Below are 13,192 nucleotides of genomic sequence, written 5' to 3' on the forward strand. Positions count from 1 at the left end.
GCGCGGCCGTGCGCGCCGCGCACTATCCAGCTTGGTCAACTCAACAGCTCGACCTTGCCGGTTGCAAGCCGGTAGATGCCGCCGACCACTTTGAGCTTGTTCTGCTCGACGGCCGCGTTGAGGATCGGTGCGGCCGATTTCAGCTTGGCGACGTTATCAATCACGTTCTGGCGGATGGCGTTGTCGAGCGCGTTTCCGCTCTGCTGTGCTGACGCCTTCACCGCGGGAGCAATCGCGGCCACCAGCGATGGTATGTGTCCGGGTGGTGGCTTGTCGTCCTTCAGGGATTTGATCGTCGCGTCGACGGCACCGCAACTGTCGTGACCCAGCACGAGGATCATCGGCGTGCCGAGCACGGCGACGGCATACTCCATGCTTGCAACCGTATCGTCGTTGGCGAAATTGCCAGCAACGCGGCAGACGAACAGGTCACCACGCCCGCTATCGAAGGCATATTCGGGCGCGATGCGCGAATCTGCGCAGCTCAGCACGGCCGCGTAAGGGTTCTGACCTCCGACCAATGCTTCCCTTTCATGCTTGAAGTCGTGGCGCCGCGCTGTGCCACCAACATAGCGCACATTTCCTTCCATCAATTTCTTGAGGGCGGCATCCGGCGACAACACGTTCTGCGGCTTGGGAGGAGTTTTCGTGTCCTTGGCGTTAGCTGTGCCGGCGAGCATCAGCCCACCAAGTGCCGAAGCCGCAAAGAGAACTACGGAACGCCGCGAGGGCGCCGTCGGATGAAGCTGATCTAATGAACATTTTTCGCACATTGCAATTTTCCTTGCCCTTGCGACTCACGGCGTCCGAGTCGCTAACGCCCGACAATAACACCCCTGGTTGCGCGGTGGGACTTCGCGGAATCGGGATGGTTAAGCTTTGGTTCTGGACAGGCAAAAGATGCGAGCATCTCCCTCTCACACGAATTCTCTGCATCATTCGCGAACATGCTGGCACGCGCCATGTCCGGGCGTCGATTATAGCGTCTGCACGTCCACCACGCCGGCCACCGCCTTGATCGCGCCGGCGATCTGCGGCGAGACCTTGAAGCGGCCCGGCAGCTTCATTTCCACCTCGGTCTGCAGGTCGAGCATCATGACCACCGAGACGTCGCCATCGGCTCCGCCCGATGGCGCAGGTGCGGGCTTTGCCGGCAGGCCCTTGGCCGGACCGTTTGTTGCCGATGCCTCGGGCATATTGAGCCGCCGCGCGATCGAATCCAGGGGCTTGGTGTCGCGAACGAAAATCCGCAGGCCTTTTTGGGTTTTGGCCGCGGCGTCATCCAGCGGCTCGGCATGCAGCACCCGCGCGCGGACGTCCTCACCCTGCAACTCGGCGCCGAGTTGCAACAGCACGGCAGCGCCCGGCTCCAGCACGTCGCGATATTGCGCCAGTCCTTCGGAAAACAGCACGGCTTCGAAATGCCCGGTCGGGTCCGACAGGCCCATGATGCCCATCTTGTTGCCGGTCTTGGTCCGGCGTTCCATCCGCGACACCACGGTGGCCGCGACCTTGCCCGCGGTCGCACCGGTTTTGACGGCGCGGGAGAATTCCGCCCAGGACTGCACGCGCAGCCGCTTCAGCACGGTCACGTAATCGTCGAGCGGATGACCTGACAGGAAGAAGCCGACGGCGTCGTATTCGCGGCGGAGTTTTTCGGCCGGCAGCCAGGGTTCGATCTGCGGCAGCATGATGGTCGGTGCGTCCGCCGCATTGCCGAACATGTCGTTCTGGCCGATCGTTGCCGCCTCGTGGCTGCGCTGGCAGGCGGCGAGAATGGCGTCGGCGCCTGCAAAGACGCGGGCGCGGTTGGATTCGAGCGTGTCGAAGGCGCCGGCCGCGGCGAGACTCTCGATGATGCGCTTGTTGATCGCACGCGGATTGACCCGAGCAGCGAAGTCCGCAAGCGAGGTGAACGCGCTCTTCTTGCGTTCCTCCACGATCTGATCGATCGCCTGTTGCCCGACGCCCTTCAGCGCGGCCAGCGCGTAGTAGATGGTGTTCTCGCCGACCTCGAAGGTGGCGCCCGAGCGGTTGATGTTTGGCGCCTCGACCTTGATGCCGAGCCGCTGCGCCTCGGCGCGAAATTCCGAGAGCTTGTCGGTGTTGTTGAGTTCGAGCGTCATCGACGCCGCCAGGAACTCTACCGGGTAATGCGCCTTCATGTAGGCGGTGTGGTAGGACACCAGCGCGTAGGCCGCGGCGTGGCTCTTGTTGAAGCCGTAGTCGGCGAATTTTGCCAGCAGTTCGAAGATCGTGTCGGCCTGCCCTTTCGGCACGCCGTTCTTGACCGCGCCGGCGACGAAGATGTCGCGCTGCTTGTCCATCTCGGCGCGAATCTTCTTGCCCATCGCGCGGCGTAGCAGGTCGGCGTCGCCGAGCGAATAACCCGACATCACCTGCGCGATCTGCATCACCTGTTCCTGGTAGATGATGACGCCGAACGTCTCCTTGAGGATCGGCTCCAGCACGGGGTGCAGATATTCCGGCTCCTCGTCGCCGTGCTTGCGCGCGCAATAGGTCGGGATGTTGGCCATCGGGCCCGGGCGATAGAGCGCCACCAGCGCGATGATGTCCTCGAAACGGTCGGGACGCATGTCGATCAGCGCGCGCCGCATGCCCTGGCTTTCCACCTGGAACACGCCGACCACATCGCCCCGCGCCAGCATCTGGTAACTCGGCGCGTCGTCGATCGGAAGCGTTGCCAGGTCGACATCAATGCCACGCGGCTTGAGCAGCTTCACCGCAACATCGAGCACAGTCAGCGTTTTCAGGCCGAGGAAGTCGAACTTCACGAGCCCCGCCGGCTCGACCCATTTCATGTTGAACTGGGTCACCGGCATGTCGGATTTCGGATCGCGATAGAGCGGCACCAGTTCGCTCAAGGGCCGATCGCCGATCACGATGCCGGCTGCGTGGGTCGAGGCGTGGCGCGTCAACCCTTCGAGGCGCTGGGCGATGTCAAAGGCCCGCGCCACCACCGGATCCTCGTCGCGGAACGCCTGCAGCTTGGGCTCGCCCTCGATCGCCTGCGCCAGCGTCACCGGCGCGGCGGGATTTTGCGGCACGAGTTTTGTCAGCTTGTCTACCTGGCCGTACGGCATCTGCAGCACGCGGCCAACGTCGCGCAGCACGCCACGCGCCTGCAGGGTACCGAAGGTGATGATCTGCGCCACCTGATCGCGGCCGTAGCGCTGCTGCACGTACTGGATCACCTCGCCGCGGCGATCCTGGCAGAAGTCGATGTCGAAGTCCGGCATCGACACGCGCTCGGGATTGAGGAAGCGCTCGAACAGCAGACCGAACTTGATCGGGTCGAGGTCGGTGATGGTCAGCGCCCACGCCACCAGCGAGCCCGCGCCGGAGCCGCGGCCCGGTCCGACCGGAATGCCCTGCGACTTGCCCCATTTGATGAAGTCGGAGACGATCAGGAAGTAGCCCGCATATTTCATGCGCGTGATGACATCGAGTTCGAAGGCGAGCCGCTTGTTGTAGTCCTCCTCCGTCGTGTTCGGGGAAAGACCATGCACGCGCAGGCGCTTCGCGAGCCCCTCCTCCGCCTGACGCTTCAGCTCGGCGGCTTCGACCGCGGCGGCGTCTGAACTCGATGCGGCACCGACGGTGAAGAACGGCAGGATCGGCTTGCGCGTCTTCGGCCGGAACGAGCAGCGCTCCGCGATCTCGACGGTCGAGGCCAGCGCTTCCGGAATGTCGGCGAACAGCAGCGCCATCTCGGCGCGGGTCTTGAAGCGGTGGTCCGGCGTGAGCTGGTCGCGGTCGGTCTCGGCGATCAGCTTGCCGCCGGCAATGCACAACAGGGCGTCATGGGCCTCGTAATCGTCGTTCGAGGCAAAATACGGCTCATTGGTCGCGACCAGCGGCAGGCCCTTGGCATAGGCGAGATCGATCAGGCCGCCCTCGACGCGACGCTCCTTGTCGATGCCGTGGCGCTGCAATTCGATATAGAGGCGATCGCCGAACAAGCTGGCCAACCGCTCGCAACGGCTTGCCGCAAGCGCCGCGTGATCGGCCTGCAGCGCCAGCGAGATCGGCCCATCCGGGCCGCCGGTCAGCGCGATCAGATCCTCGGAATCGCCTTCCAGCCACTCGAGCTTGATATGCGGGGATTGATGGACCGGCGTTTCCAGAAACGCGCGCGAGTTCAGCCGCATCAGGCTGCGGTAGCCGCGCTCCTTTGCAGCCAGCAGCACGATTCGCGACGGCGTGGCGGCCAGCGCATTGCGCGCGTTCGGGTCCTGGTCACCGAAATCGACGGCGAGTTCGCAGCCGACGATCGGCTGGATGCCGTAGCCCGCCATCTTGTCGGAGAATTCCAGCGCCCCGAACATGTTGTCGGTATCGGTCAGCGCCAGCGCCGGCTGGCGGTCGGCTTTCGCCAGTTCGCCGAGTTTGGCGATCTTGATCGAGCCCTTCAGCAGCGAATAGGCCGAATGAACGTGAAGGTGAACAAATCCGGCACTGGACATGCGCTAAATGGGCTCTTGCATCGTGGTGGGGAGCGATCGCCGGCCGCTTACACGCGTGCCGACTCGCCGCCGCAATGGTGATACCTGGGCTTCGCGGAGTCTACGCGGAACGTAGCCTCCGCCCCCGCCATCCGGCTTTTCCCCAACCGTCGGCTCTCCGTGCCGGAGTCAGGTTTTCGCCCGCCTCAAAGCTGCGGAATCACCTGCGCCCACACCGCGATCATCCCAACGAACAGCGTAATCGACGCCAGCGCCGCCGCTTCTTCCACGAACATCCGCAACATGGTCCGACTCCCTACGGGTTGAGAACATATGAGGAACATTGTTCCTTTTTTGTTCTAGGAGTCAAGGGTCGGAAGCGGGGTGATGCCTCCGGAAGAAATTGCTTGGTTAATTTCGCAGGTCAGGAAACTGCTTTGCAACCACCTTCAACCGAGGCGGCGGCATCGACGAGCAGCTCCCCCGTTTGCGCTATATCGATGATCCAGTGGACGAATCGGTGGGCAACCCAGGGCGTTTTGGGGATTACTCGAAGCGCTGCATAAGTCGCTCGATGTAGTCGTTCACAGCATCAGCAAAACTCAAATCCACGCCGGAACATTCTTCCTTGTGCGCCTGGACGGCCTGCTGGACGTTAGCAAGAGCATTTTTCTGGTCCGGCGGCGGCGTCGCAGCCACGTATTCGTTGACCGCTCGTTCTGCCGTCGCAATGCCGTTGGTGTCGCCCTCCGCGATCAGCGGGCGCAAAACCGACATGCATTTGTCAAAGGTTTCCATCCCGCCAATATGATCCCTAACCGGGTCGATTCCTAGGCAGTCAGCCTGCCACCATCAAATAGTGACGCAGCACTCCAAAGCGATCTTCCGACAGGATGTTGCGGCCGCCCCGGCCGCAACAAAAAAGCCCCGGGACGGCGCCCGGGGCTTTCGTTGTTAGCAAGTTCGCGCGCGATCAGTACCGCGAGACGGCCGGACCGCCGAACTTGTAGTTCAGGCGGGCGGTGACGAGATCGACGTCCTGACGGATGCGGTCGGTGCCGACGAAGCCGCCACCCGGCGCGGTGAAGGTGTAGGTACGATCCTGCATGAACAGGTGATTGTACTCGACGCCGACCGACCAGTTCGGGGCGAAGGCGTATTCGAGGCCGGCACCGATCGTACCGCCCCAGCGGGTGTCGTCGCCGGTGACGCCAACAAGTGCGCCTGCAAAGTTGTTGATGCGGTAGCTATTCGCGGTCACCGCAGCACCGCCCTTGACGTAGAGCAGGACGTTGTTGACGGCATAACCGACCTGACCGGTGAACAGGCCGAACGCATCGACGTTCGTGTGATTGCGAGAATTGGCGAACACCTGGCTCACGTTGCTGCCCGAGAAGTCGGCCCAGTTGCCCTGAGCTTCAAGGCCGAACACCCAGGTGCCGGCCTGCCAGCGATAGCCGACCTGGCCACCGACCGTGCCGCCGGTCGCGTCATGAGAGCCTTCCGGCCCAACCAAAAAAGCAGGCGGAACCGAATCCCAAGAGTTGCGGCTCGAACCCCAACCACCGTTCGCACCGATGTAGAACCCGGTCCAGTCATACACAGCAGCGACCATCGGGGGCGCCTTGGTGTAGGGACGCGCAGCGAGATCCGCAGCGAGTGCCGGCGCAGTTGCGCCGAGTGCGATCAGACTGGCTGTAACAAGCAAAACCTTCTTCATTCTTATTCCCGTTCCTTTTTGACAGCCCCCAAGGCCGCGACATGCTCTTAGCATCGTTCGCTCGAATTGCTGTAACCTCACGGCCACAGCACACACCAAAGGGCCGCAGTGTGAACGTAAATTAATGTTGTCTTGCAGGCACTTTTTGAAACATTGCATCATAGCTTGCCGCAAATAGTTCACATTTGATTTTTCAGCGACGTAACGATGTGAATCGGTTGGCGGGATTGCGCAGCTGCCGCTTGTCGACGAAAATGGAACGGCGCAAAACGCCGATGCGCCATGAAGGAGATTCGAAATGCGTAGAGCGATACTGGCCGTGCTGGCCGCGAGCGGACTGGCAGCAATCGGCGCCGCGCCCGCCGAAGCGGTCGGCACAAGATATCCGTTCTGCCTTCAGGGCGATGAATATCCGGGGCTGAGCTACTGCACCTTCACGAGCTACGAACAGTGCCAGGCGACCGCGTCGGGACGCTTTCTCTACTGCATCGCCAATCCCTATTACATCGGCGAACGCGAACCGGCGCCCTCCGCCTATCGCCCGCTGCCCGGCCGTGCGCTGCCGCCCGCCCCCGCTTACGGCAGATAGCGAGCAGCGCGGCCATCCCGCGAGGCATTCCGCGCGAGCCTGCGCACACAGGCACCTACAACGCGTGAACGTGATTTGACGCGCGGCTGCGTCGAATATCTGCTGGCCGTCAGCACCCGCGGATCAGCCGCAGCTCTCATGGAGGTTCTGATGCGCAATCTGGCTCTGGCAATTTTGGCGATCGGCGCGGCCTCGGCGGCTGCGCCGGCGCAAGCGCAGACATACGATCCCGGCTATCCGGTTTGCCTGCATGTTTATGGCAAGATCAGCTATTACGAATGTGCTTACACGTCGCTGCCCCAATGCAACGCGACCGCATCGGGCCGTTCGGCGCAGTGCGTGATCAATCCCTATTACGCGTATGCTTCCCAGGGACCGTCGGCACCTCGCAACAAGCGGTACCGCAACGGCTACTGAACGCCGCTAGTCCATTTCGACGACCTGGCCGTCGACCAGAGACACGCGCCGGTCCATCCGGCCGGCCAGTTCCATGTTATGGGTGGCGATCAGCATCGCGACCTGCGTCGCCTTCACAAGCTGCATCAACGCATTGAAGACACGGTCGGCCGTCGTCGGATCGAGATTGCCGGTCGGCTCGTCCGCGAGGAGCACCCGCGGCGCATTGGCGACCGCGCGCGCGATGGCGACGCGCTGCTGCTCGCCGCCGGAGAGTTCGGCCGGGCGGTGCGTGATGCGGTCGCCGAGGCCGAGATAGGCCAAAATCTCCTGCGAGCGCTTGATCGTCTCGGAACGTTTGAGGCCGCGGATCATCTGCGGCAGCATGACGTTTTCGAGCGCGGTGAATTCCGGCAGCAGCCGATGCGACTGATAGACGAAGCCGATGTCGGAGCGCCGGATCTGGGTGCGATCGATGTCGGACAATTGCGAGGTGGGCGTACCCGCGACATAGACCTCGCCGTCATCAGGAGTTTCGAGCAGCCCCGCGATGTGCAGCAGCGTCGACTTGCCCGAGCCCGACGGCGCCACCAGCGCCACCGACTGTCCCGCCCACAGCGCGAGCTTGGCGCCGTTCAGGATCGTCAGCGTCGCCTCGCCCTGCCTGTACTCGCGTTTTATCTCGTGGAGATAGATAACCGGTACGTCTTCCGCCTCTTCGGCCATCGCGCCCTCACTCATATCGGAGCGCGTCGACAGGATCGAGCCGTGCGGCGCGCCACGACGGATAGAGCGTCGCCAGGAACGACAGCGTCAGCGCCATGATCACGACCGCGGTGGTCTCGCCGAAATCGATCTCGGCCGGCAGGCGCGAGAGGAAATAGAGTTCCGGCGAGAACAATTCGGTGTTGGTCATCCAGGACAGGAACTGCCTGATGGATTCGATGTTCAGGCAGATCAGCATGCCGACGAAGAACCCGGTCAGCGTGCCGACCACGCCGATCGCAGCACCCGTGATCAGGAATATCCGCATGATCGAGCCCTGCGAGGCGCCCATGGTGCGCAGGATCGCGATGTCCTGCCCCTTGTCCTTGACCAGCATGATCAGGCCGGAAACGATGTTGAGCGCGGCCACCAGCACGATCATGGTCAGGATCAGGAACATCACGTTGCGCTCGACCTGCAACGCGTTGAAGAAAGTCGAGTTGCGCTGCCGCCAGTCGACCAGGAACACCGGCCGCCCCGCCGCCTCCGTCACGCTCTTGCGGAAGGCGTCGATGCGGTCGGGATTGGTGGTGAATACCTCGATCGCGGTCACGTCGTCCTTGCGGTTGAAATAGGCCTGCGACTCCGGCAGCGGCATGAACACGAAGCTGGCGTCATATTCCGACATGCCGATCTCGAACACGGCCGCCACCTTGTAAGGCTTGATGCGCGGCGTGGTTCCCATCGGCGTCACCGCGCCCTTGGGCGCGACCAGCGTGATGGTGTCGCCGGCATGCAGCGACAATTGATCGGCGAGCCGGCGCCCGATGGTGACGCCCTGCCCCTCGTCAAAACCCTCCAGCGTGCCCTGCTTGATGTTCTTGGCGATCGAGGTGAGCTTGTTGAGGTCCGCCGAGCGCATGCCGCGCACCAGCACACCGGCGGCGTTGAAGGCGGAGGACGCCAGCGCCTGCCCGTCCACGACCGGTGCGGCAAGGCGAATGCCGTCGAGCTGGCTGATACGCTCTGCGACGTCCTTCCAGTCGGTCAGCGGCGATTCCAGCGGCTGCACCAGAAGATGGCCGTTCAGCCCGAGGATCTTGTCCAGGAGTTCCTTGCGAAAACCGTTCATCACGGCCATCACGATGATCAGCGTGGCGACGCCGAGCATGATGCCGAGGAACGAAAAGCCGGCGATGACGGAAATGAAACCTTCCCGGCGGCGCGCGCGCAGGTAACGCCCGGACAACAGCCATTCGAAGGGCGCAAAAGGCGGGGTTCGGGCTGTATCGCTCATGGTCTCATCCATTACTCGATAATCCCATGATTCGGGCCAAATGTGGCCTTAATGACCAACATTACGGTCGCGGTGGATATCTTATCCCGCGATCTTCGCCACCACTTCGGCCGGGCTGAGATTCTCGCGCGAGCCGTCGCTGCGCCGCTTGATCTCGAGCTTGCCCTCGGCGAGGCCCTTGGGACCTACCAGAATTTGCCAGGGAATGCCGATCAGATCAGCGGCGGCGAATTTCGCGCCGGCGCGCTGGTCGGTATCGTCATAGAGCACGTCGACGCCCTTGGCCTGAAGCTCGCGATAGAGCTTCTCGCAGGCGCCGTCGACGGCGGCATCGCCCTGCTTGAGGTTCAGGATCACCGCCGTGAACGGCGCCACGGCTTCCGGCCATTTGATGCCGGCATCGTCATGGCAGGCCTCGATGATAGCGCCGACCAGGCGCGAGACGCCGACGCCGTAGGAACCGCCATGGATCGGCACGTCGACGCCGTCGGGGCCGGCAACCAGCGCCTTCATCGCGTCGGAATATTTGGTGCCGAAATAGAAGATCTGGCCGACCTCGATGCCGCGGGTATTGACGCGCTTGTCGGCCGGCACTTCGCTCTCGTAGCGCGCGGCATCGTGGACATCCTCGGTCGCCGCATAGACCGACGTCCACTGCTTGATGATCGGCGTCAGATCGCCGTCATAATCGACATCATCAGGCGGGATCGGCAGGTTCAGCACGTCGCTGTTGCAGAACACGCCGGATTCGCCGGTTTCCGCCAGCACGATGAATTCATGGCTGAGGTCGCCGCCGATCGGGCCGGTCTCGGCGCGCATCGGGATTGCCTTCAATCCCATCCGGGCGAAGGTGCGCAAATAAGCAACGAACATCTTGTTGTAGGCACGGCGCGCCGCCGCCTCGTCGATGTCGAAGGAATAAGCGTCCTTCATCAGGAACTCGCGGCCGCGCATCACGCCGAAGCGCGGGCGCTGCTCGTCACGGAACTTCCACTGGATGTGATAGAGATTGAGCGGCAGGTTCCGGTAGGATTTGACGTAAGCGCGAAAGATCTCGGTGATCATTTCCTCGTTCGTCGGCCCGTACAGCAATTCGCGCTTGTGGCGGTCGGCGATGCGCAGCATCTCCGGGCCATAGGCGTCATAGCGGCCGCTCTCGCGCCAGAGGTCGGCAAGCTGCAGCGTCGGCATCAACAGTTCGAGTGCGCCCGCGCGGTCCTGTTCCTCGCGCACGATCTGCTCGATCTTCTTCAGGACCCGAAAACCCAGCGGCAGCCAGGCGTAAATGCCGGCCGCTTCCTGCCGCATCATGCCCGCGCGCAGCATCAGGCGATGCGAAACGATCTCCGCCTCTTTCGGATTCTCTTTCAGGATGGGCAGAAAAAACCGCGACAATCGCATGGGTCAACTCGAGGAATCAGAGGGTAACCGGAAGAGGTGCAGTGAAACCGGATCGGGTGCGAAAAGACAAGGCCGGAAGCCGCGAAAAAGCCTCTGAAAACGAGGATTTGTAGGCCGTTTTGGCGGTGAATCGTTAGTTTGTAGGGGTGGCAAAGCGGCTTGTCCGCCGTAGCTCGAAGAGCGAAGGCGGAAGCGTGCCCGCCCTGTCCAGCGCGACCTGGCGATGAATGATGAGAACGGCGCACGTGCGCCTTTCCCAGGCTACGCGAACCGCTCCTATTTCTTCATGCCGGAATGATCATGCTTCATTTCACCGGCGGACGGCCCCTTTGCACCGACGCTCTGGACGTCGAGCGACAGCGTCACCTTGCCCGCCTTCTCGAATTCGAGCGTGACCGGGATCTTGTCGCCTTCCTTGAACGACTGCTTGAGATCCATCAGCATCAAATGGTGGCCGCCCGGCGCGAGCTTGACGGTCTTGCCGGGTTCGATCGAAAGCCCCTTGTCGAGCGATCGCATGGTCATGACGCCGTTGTTCATGGCCATCTCGTGAACCTCGACCTTGCCGGCGATATCGCCGGAGCCGCCGACCAACCGATCCGGCGCCGAGCCCTTGTTCTCGATGGTGAGATAGCCGCCGGCAACCTTCGCGCCGCTCGGCGTCGCGCGACTCCAGGCCTGCGTAATGACGAGATCACCGGCCTTGACCTCCTGGGCGTGCGCGGCCGGTCCCAGGAGAGCAAACAGCGTGGCGAGGGCGAAGAATTGCGTGAGAGGTTTCATCCTAAGCCTTTCGATTTATGAAGTATGACAGTCACAGCAGGCGACCGAGACCGCTGCTGCATTAACGTGAGAACGCAACGTTGATGTTCACAATAATGGGATTACGACCTTATTTGCTCGCAGTCTTTTGCTGAACCACCCATTTTTCGAGGTCCGGTATTTCCGCCGATCCCTCGATCGTGGTGACGGTGCCGTCCCGCGCGATCAGCAGCGTACGCGGGATATCCCCCTGCCAGGCGGGATCGATCTCGAACCGGAGCCGTTCGACAAAGCCGTCGCTGAATATCCAGTTTTCCGCCGACGCGAGCCCGGCCTTCTGCAGCATCGCACGGGTTGCGCTATCCAGGTTCGGAACGAGATCGGCGCTGATCATCACGACATCGACCTCGGAATGGTCCTTCATGAATTGCCCGAGCAGCGGCAGTTCGACCTTACAGGGGCCGCAGGTGACACCCCAGAAATGCACAAGCGTCGGACGGCCCGCATGCGCGCGCAGCATGTCCTGCCAGCTTCCCCGCACGAACGGCTTGAGCTCGGGCGGCGTCTCGGCTCCGGGCGCGGCGCCCAGACACGCAATGAGGAATATAACGGCGAGCAGCAGGCGCTTCATGATCCGTCTCCAATCGGCAGCAGGCGATAACCGTCGGCCTTGGTCATCCAGGAAAGAAACGTCTTCTGTCCGTTGCTGACCAGCAACGGGTGGTCGGAAGTGTCAGTCGTCGTGGCGATCGCGACGGGCTTCGACCAGCTCTTGCCCTCGTCATGCGAGGTCATCGCGTTGACCGCGGTCTTCTCGCCGTCGAACTCCTTCCAGACCATGGTGGTGCCGTGCGGGCCGGCAAGAACATAGGGCCGCGTCGGATTGCGGTCGGCGCGGCCGAGCGGAATCGGATCGGAGAAGGTGCGCCCCTCGTCCTGCGACCGGGCATAGAACAGCCCCTTGCGCGCCTTGCCGTTGGTGTACCAGGTCGCGTGGTAAGTCCCCGCGGACGAGATCGAAAGACTGGGCCCATGATGCGGGCATGCGGCGATCTGCCAGTCGTCGTTGCTGACGCGCCGAACCTCACCAGGCGTCGCCGGACCGGCGAACGTCATGACCGCGTGATCGCGCACGCCGCCTTCGAAGATATTCCTGAACACCACCACGGGATGGCCGGGGCCAGCGAACGCGAGACCAATCCGGCAACATTCGCAGGTGTTGTCGGCGGCCAGCCGCGTCTCGGAATAGGTCGCGCCGCCGTCCTTCGATGAGGCAAAGAACAGCCCTGCCCCTTCGTACTTCTTGCCTTCCTGTTGCGCGGGCACCCGGTTGCGCTTGTCGATCCAGGCCGCAAACACCGAACCATCAGCATCGAGACCGAGCGCGACAAAACGCTGACTCTCGTTACTTGCTGTGATCGGCTGCGGCTCGGCAAAGTTTTGGCCGCCATCGGCCGACCGTGTGGTCAGCACCTGGCCGTTGAAGGCCTTGTCCCTGAAGCGCGAAAACGCCAGCGCGATGCCGCCGTTCTTCTCGACGACGATCTGCGGGCGCGCGTCCGGCCCCCAGTCGAGGGTGAGCTTTTCGCGGGTCACCTGAACCGGCGTCGAAAAGCTGCGCCCTTGATCCTTCGAACTCGCCACCGAGATGTGGCCGCCCGCCATGAAAGCGAGCCACAGCGTGCCATCCGACGCGAAGGTCGGCGCCACTTTCGAGGCGCAGCGCAAGGCTGTCTCCTCGCATGCCGCTTCCGAGGCATGCTGGTGGTGACTCATCTGCGCATTCGCCGCCGTCTGGCAAAGCGAGAAGGCGAGCGTCGCGAGCAGGCTCATTCGCAGCATGGCTTTACTCCTCC

The 13,192-nt window shown here is 62.7% G+C and carries 12 protein-coding genes; 2 read left to right on the forward strand and 10 right to left on the reverse strand.

The features are described 5' to 3' along the window. Nucleotides 1–35: 35 nt before the first annotated feature. The 4 genes from LMTR21_RS22135 to LMTR21_RS22150 all read right to left on the reverse strand — a co-directional run bounded on the left by LMTR21_RS22135 (nucleotide 36) and on the right by LMTR21_RS22150 (nucleotide 6,186). Nucleotides 36–773, reverse strand: a complete 738-nt coding sequence (locus LMTR21_RS22135; protein ID WP_065750697.1) for a carbonic anhydrase — start codon at nucleotides 771–773, stop codon at nucleotides 36–38. 204 nt (nucleotides 774–977) lie between these two features. Continuing rightward, nucleotides 978–4,487, reverse strand: coding sequence for a DNA polymerase III subunit alpha (gene dnaE, locus LMTR21_RS22140; RefSeq protein ID WP_065750696.1), 3,510 nt, complete (start codon nucleotides 4,485–4,487; stop codon nucleotides 978–980). Nucleotides 4,488–5,012: 525 nt separating this feature from the next. Then, nucleotides 5,013–5,264 carry a hypothetical protein gene (locus LMTR21_RS22145; RefSeq protein ID WP_057856040.1) on the reverse strand — a complete coding sequence of 84 codons (252 nt, stop codon included), beginning with the start codon at nucleotides 5,262–5,264 and terminating at the stop codon, nucleotides 5,013–5,015. Nucleotides 5,265–5,439: 175 nt separating this feature from the next. Next, the gene (locus LMTR21_RS22150) at nucleotides 5,440–6,186 is read right to left on the reverse strand and encodes an outer membrane protein (protein ID WP_065750695.1); all 747 of its coding nucleotides are present in this window, start codon (nucleotides 6,184–6,186) and stop codon (nucleotides 5,440–5,442) included. Between the two features lie 298 nt (nucleotides 6,187–6,484). Here LMTR21_RS22150 and LMTR21_RS22155 point away from each other — a divergent pair, with 298 nt between their 5' ends. Together LMTR21_RS22155 and LMTR21_RS22160 are read left to right on the forward strand one after the other, a co-directional pair. Beyond that, the gene (locus LMTR21_RS22155; protein ID WP_065750694.1) at nucleotides 6,485–6,775 is read left to right on the forward strand and encodes a DUF3551 domain-containing protein; all 291 of its coding nucleotides are present in this window, start codon (nucleotides 6,485–6,487) and stop codon (nucleotides 6,773–6,775) included. A 150-nt stretch (nucleotides 6,776–6,925) separates the two neighbouring features. Then, a complete protein-coding gene (locus tag LMTR21_RS22160; RefSeq protein WP_065750738.1) occupies nucleotides 6,926–7,192 on the forward strand; it encodes a DUF3551 domain-containing protein in 267 nt (88 codons plus the stop codon). Between the two features lie 6 nt (nucleotides 7,193–7,198). Here the strand turns inward: LMTR21_RS22160 and LMTR21_RS22165 are convergent, their stop codons facing one another. The 6 genes from LMTR21_RS22165 to LMTR21_RS22190 all read right to left on the reverse strand — a co-directional run bounded on the left by LMTR21_RS22165 (nucleotide 7,199) and on the right by LMTR21_RS22190 (nucleotide 13,178). Then, the gene (locus tag LMTR21_RS22165; RefSeq protein WP_065750737.1) at nucleotides 7,199–7,897 is read right to left on the reverse strand and encodes an ABC transporter ATP-binding protein; all 699 of its coding nucleotides are present in this window, start codon (nucleotides 7,895–7,897) and stop codon (nucleotides 7,199–7,201) included. 7 nt (nucleotides 7,898–7,904) lie between these two features. Next, a complete protein-coding gene (locus LMTR21_RS22170; RefSeq protein ID WP_065750693.1) occupies nucleotides 7,905–9,185 on the reverse strand; it encodes a lipoprotein-releasing ABC transporter permease subunit in 1,281 nt (426 codons plus the stop codon). 69 nt (nucleotides 9,186–9,254) lie between these two features. Beyond that, the gene (gene proS / locus LMTR21_RS22175) at nucleotides 9,255–10,574 is read right to left on the reverse strand and encodes a proline--tRNA ligase (protein ID WP_065750692.1); all 1,320 of its coding nucleotides are present in this window, start codon (nucleotides 10,572–10,574) and stop codon (nucleotides 9,255–9,257) included. 276 nt (nucleotides 10,575–10,850) lie between these two features. Then, complete coding sequence (locus LMTR21_RS22180) at nucleotides 10,851–11,357, reverse strand: copper chaperone PCu(A)C (RefSeq protein ID WP_065750691.1); 507 nt, start codon at nucleotides 11,355–11,357, stop codon at nucleotides 10,851–10,853. Nucleotides 11,358–11,466: 109 nt separating this feature from the next. Beyond that, on the reverse strand, nucleotides 11,467–11,967 hold the full coding sequence (locus LMTR21_RS22185) for a TlpA family protein disulfide reductase (protein WP_065750690.1): 501 nt from the start codon (nucleotides 11,965–11,967) through the stop codon (nucleotides 11,467–11,469). Continuing rightward, on the reverse strand, nucleotides 11,964–13,178 hold the full coding sequence (locus LMTR21_RS22190; RefSeq protein ID WP_065750689.1) for a sialidase family protein: 1,215 nt from the start codon (nucleotides 13,176–13,178) through the stop codon (nucleotides 11,964–11,966). Before LMTR21_RS22190 ends, LMTR21_RS22185 begins: the two co-directional genes overlap by 4 nt. Nucleotides 13,179–13,192 lie beyond the last annotated feature (14 nt).

Origin of the sequence: Bradyrhizobium paxllaeri (genome assembly GCF_001693515.2) — a bacterium.
Classification (GTDB): domain Bacteria; phylum Pseudomonadota; class Alphaproteobacteria; order Rhizobiales; family Xanthobacteraceae; genus Bradyrhizobium; species Bradyrhizobium paxllaeri.

Excerpts from the sequence above, each read along its gene's own strand:
- LMTR21_RS22150 (WP_065750695.1), bottom strand. The coding sequence starts at position 6,186 with ATGAAGAAGGTTTTGCTTGTTACAGCCAGTCTGATCGCACTCGGCGCA.
- LMTR21_RS22170 (WP_065750693.1), bottom strand. The coding sequence starts at position 9,185 with ATGGATGAGACCATGAGCGATACAGCCCGAACCCCGCCTTTTGCGCCC.
- LMTR21_RS22145 (WP_057856040.1), bottom strand. The coding sequence starts at position 5,264 with ATGGAAACCTTTGACAAATGCATGTCGGTTTTGCGCCCGCTGATCGCG.
- LMTR21_RS22135 (WP_065750697.1), bottom strand. The coding sequence starts at position 773 with ATGTGCGAAAAATGTTCATTAGATCAGCTTCATCCGACGGCGCCCTCG.
- dnaE (WP_065750696.1), bottom strand. The coding sequence starts at position 4,487 with ATGTCCAGTGCCGGATTTGTTCACCTTCACGTTCATTCGGCCTATTCG.
- LMTR21_RS22180 (WP_065750691.1), bottom strand. The coding sequence starts at position 11,357 with ATGAAACCTCTCACGCAATTCTTCGCCCTCGCCACGCTGTTTGCTCTC.
- LMTR21_RS22185 (WP_065750690.1), bottom strand. The coding sequence starts at position 11,967 with ATGAAGCGCCTGCTGCTCGCCGTTATATTCCTCATTGCGTGTCTGGGC.
- LMTR21_RS22155 (WP_065750694.1), top strand. The coding sequence starts at position 6,485 with ATGCGTAGAGCGATACTGGCCGTGCTGGCCGCGAGCGGACTGGCAGCA.
- LMTR21_RS22165 (WP_065750737.1), bottom strand. The coding sequence starts at position 7,897 with ATGGCCGAAGAGGCGGAAGACGTACCGGTTATCTATCTCCACGAGATA.
- proS (WP_065750692.1), bottom strand. The coding sequence starts at position 10,574 with ATGCGATTGTCGCGGTTTTTTCTGCCCATCCTGAAAGAGAATCCGAAA.
- LMTR21_RS22160 (WP_065750738.1), top strand. The coding sequence starts at position 6,926 with ATGCGCAATCTGGCTCTGGCAATTTTGGCGATCGGCGCGGCCTCGGCG.
- LMTR21_RS22190 (WP_065750689.1), bottom strand. The coding sequence starts at position 13,178 with ATGCTGCGAATGAGCCTGCTCGCGACGCTCGCCTTCTCGCTTTGCCAG.